Source organism: Moorena sp. SIO3I6 (assembly GCF_010672095.1).
This window is the reverse complement of record NZ_JAAHHU010000492.1, coordinates 1-3,154: the sequence shown is the minus strand read 5'-3', so window position 1 is coordinate 3,154 and position 3,154 is coordinate 1. Positions and strand designations below refer to the sequence as shown.

At 44.1% G+C, this 3,154-nt stretch carries 4 protein-coding genes; 3 read left to right on the top strand and 1 reads right to left on the bottom strand.

The features are described 5' to 3' along the window. The first annotated feature begins 61 nt into the window (after nucleotides 1-61). A complete protein-coding gene (locus tag F6K49_RS38475) occupies nucleotides 62-232 on the top strand; it encodes a hypothetical protein (RefSeq protein WP_293053617.1) in 171 nt (56 codons plus the stop codon). Nucleotides 233-237: 5 nt separating this feature from the next. After that, nucleotides 238-2,877 carry a CHAT domain-containing protein gene (locus F6K49_RS38470; RefSeq protein WP_293105655.1) on the top strand — a complete coding sequence of 880 codons (2,640 nt, stop codon included), beginning with the start codon at nucleotides 238-240 and terminating at the stop codon, nucleotides 2,875-2,877. On the opposite strand, the gene F6K49_RS38465 is transcribed toward F6K49_RS38470, so the two are convergent. Beyond that, nucleotides 2,838-2,972, bottom strand: coding sequence for a hypothetical protein (locus tag F6K49_RS38465; protein ID WP_293105650.1), 135 nt, complete (start codon nucleotides 2,970-2,972; stop codon nucleotides 2,838-2,840). The genes F6K49_RS38470 and F6K49_RS38465 overlap by 40 nt on opposite strands. Here F6K49_RS38465 and F6K49_RS38460 point away from each other — a divergent pair. Further along, nucleotides 2,971-3,120, top strand: coding sequence for a hypothetical protein (locus tag F6K49_RS38460; RefSeq protein ID WP_293105646.1), 150 nt, complete (start codon nucleotides 2,971-2,973; stop codon nucleotides 3,118-3,120). The genes F6K49_RS38465 and F6K49_RS38460 overlap by 2 nt on opposite strands. Nucleotides 3,121-3,154 lie beyond the last annotated feature (34 nt).

Sequence of the window (3,154 nt, the reverse complement as noted above, 5' to 3'; positions counted from 1 at the left end):
GGTAAAGATGTAGTGATGTAGGCGTTGGTCTGGTTAAGGTTTCGGGAGCTAAAGTCAAGAATTGTATACCACTACCAGGATTTTTACCGATTCCCAATTCCCGATTCCCTACTCCCGATTCCCGATTCCCAATTCCCGATTCCCAATTCCCGATTCCCGATTCCCGATTCCCGATTCCCTACTCCCGATTCCCTACTCCCGATTCCCGATTCCCTACTCCCGATTCCCTTAATTATTATGAAAAAACTATCATTTCTAATTGCAATCGCATTAACCTGCTTCCTACCATCCGGGAAAGCCTTATCAAATTCTCCAGCAATCACAACCAATTCCCGATTCCCGATTCCCGATTCCCGATTCCCGATTCCCGATTCCCGATTCCCGATTCCCAATTCCCGATTCCCGATTCCCAATTCCCAATTCCCGATTCCCGATTCCCTAGACCAAAAAGCCCAACACCTCTATGAAACAGGTCAATACCAAGAGGCGATACCATTGTTGGAGCAAATTATTAGTAACTACAGCGATAGTGGGGACCTTATTGGTGAGATTAACGCTTTGGTAAATCTAGCGTTAGTTTATCAAACCTTGGGAGACCTAGACCAAGCTAAACAAACCCTATCCCAGAGTTTAACCAAACTATCATATCTTGATCATACCAAAGATCGTCAACAATTACAAGCCCAAATTCTGTCAGTCCAAGGACAAGTATACTTATCACTAGGTCAAGGGGAAAAAGCCTTATCGACTTGGCAGCAAACTAGTGCTATTTACCAAGAGCTTGGAGACTTAACTAGATTAACAGAAAGTCAAATTTACCAAGTGCAAGCCTACCGAGTATTAGGGTTGTATAATCAAGCCAGTAAAACCTTAACTGAAATCACAGAAACCCTCCAAAACCAACCCGATAGCAAACTCAAAAGTACTGCCCTCCACTACCTAGGTGATGTGCTGCGCCAAGTCGGTAAATTCAAAGACTCTCAAGCAATTTTACAACAAAGTTTAGCCATAGCGGAAAACTTCCAAAATCAAACCTTAATTGCTGATATTCTGCTCAGTTTGGGGGATACAGCTAGATTACAAAGAAAGACAGAAGAGGCAATAGAGTTCTATCAACGAGTTGTCAAGGAATCTCCCTTACCGGATAGTAAAATTCAAGGGCAATTAAATCAACTGAGTATAGTGATAACTAAAAAAGAGTGGTCACAAGCCAGAAAGTTATTGCCAGCTATCGACAATACCTTAACTAAATTACCTCCCAGTCAAATCGCTATCAATGCTAGAATTAATCTAGCTAAAACCCTATTAAAATCTGAAAAAACACAACTAAAAACTCCCAAATCCCTAGCTACTTATCTCGCCGATGCTATTAAGCTGGCTAGAAAATTAGGAGATAAACGAGGGGAAGCTGAAGCCATTGGTAACTTGGGAACCTTATACGAAAAGCAATCACGTCTTGATGAAGCCCAAGACTTAACCGAAAAAGCCTTAGTTATTGCCCAAGAAATCCAGGCTCCCGATTTAGCCTATCAATGGCAATGGCAACTAGGCAGAATCCTCAACCAAAAAAAAGATAAAAAAAACGCGATTGACCGAAGGTCACGCTCCGCGATCGCGGCTTATTCTCAATCCTTGCAAACCCTCAAATCTATCCGTAGCGACCTAGTCGCCATTAGTAGCGATCTTCAGTTTGAGTTTCGAGAAAGCGTCGAACCAGTCTACCGAGAATTAGTAGGACTACTGCTCGAACCCAATGCATCTCAAGAAAACCTCAAACAAGCACGAGATGTGATTGAATCCCTACAACTAGCAGAACTAGACAACTTTTTTCGGGATGCCTGTCTAGATGCTAAACCCGTTAATATCGACGAAATAGATCCTAACGCTGCTATCTTCTATACCATTATCTTGCCAGACCGCCTGGAAGTAATTGTCACCTTGCCGGGACAACCCCTGCGCCAGATTACTACGAACTTACCCAAAACAGAAATAGAAAAACTACTGGCTTCGGTAAAAGAAAATATTATTAGTCCTTGGCGAGTTCTGAGAAAGGACAACTTACAAACAATACACGACTGGTTAATCGGTCCGATTCAAGCAGAATTAGCCAAGAGTAATATCTTCACCCTAGTATTTATACCAGATGGGGCTTTGCGCAATCTTCCCATGTCGGTGCTTTATGACGGAGAAGACCATTTAATTGAGAACTATAATATTGCCGTAGCACCTAGTTTACAATTAATCGACTCTAAAGCTTTAGTCAGACAAAATGTTTCGGTTCTCACTGCTGGAGTGACGGAAGTTCGTCCCCATCGTCCCAAATTAGGATCACTTCCTGGGGTGAAAGTGGAATTAGAGAATATCAAGGGTCAAATTCCTTCATTGATTTTACTCAATGAGTTCTTTACTGAATCCAACTTCAATACAGAAGTTAATACCTCTAGTTACGAAATCGTTCATCTGGCCACTCATGGTGTATTTAGTTCAGTCGCTGAAGAAACCTTTCTCCTGACCTGGGATGACGTGATTAATCTCAATGAGTTAAATACTCTGATCTCAGCGGATCAAAAGCAAGAAAATCCCATTGAATTACTCGTCCTCAGTGCTTGTGAGACAGCGGCAGGAGACTCCCGAGCGGCTTTGGGATTGGCTGGTATCGCCGTGCGTGGGGGGGCACGCAGTACCATTGCCAGTCTCTGGACTGTGAACGATCTAGCCACTACAGAGTTAATGACTCGCTTCTATCAGAGCTTAGCCACAGGCCAGGTTACCAAGGCAGAAGCTCTGCGTCAAGCTCAACAGGAGCTGTTGCAGAGCGAGGCATTTAATCACCCCATTTACTGGTCGGCTTTTATTTTGCTGGGAAATTGGTTGTGAGGAGGAGGGAGTAGGGAGTAGGGAGTAGGGAGTAGGGTGTAGGGTGTAGGGTTTAGGGTGTAGGGAATAGGGAATAGGGAATAGGGAATAGGCATGCATGCTAAAGCTAGCCCACACCCCATTAGTGCCTGGAACGGGCATCATTACTGCGTGGAACGGGCATCTTGCCCGTTAGAATTTTCCGGTGGAACGGGCATCTTGCCCGTTAGAATTTTCCGGTGGAACGGGCATCTTGCCCGTTAGAATTTTCCGGTGGAACGGGCATCTTGCCCGTTAG

Coding starts and splice junctions, on each gene's coding strand:
- F6K49_RS38470 (WP_293105655.1), top strand. CDS start 238: ATGAAAAAACTATCATTTCTAATTGCAATCGCATTAACCTGCTTCCTA.
- F6K49_RS38460 (WP_293105646.1), top strand. CDS start 2,971: ATGCATGCTAAAGCTAGCCCACACCCCATTAGTGCCTGGAACGGGCAT.
- F6K49_RS38465 (WP_293105650.1), bottom strand. CDS start 2,972: ATGCCTATTCCCTATTCCCTATTCCCTATTCCCTACACCCTAAACCCT.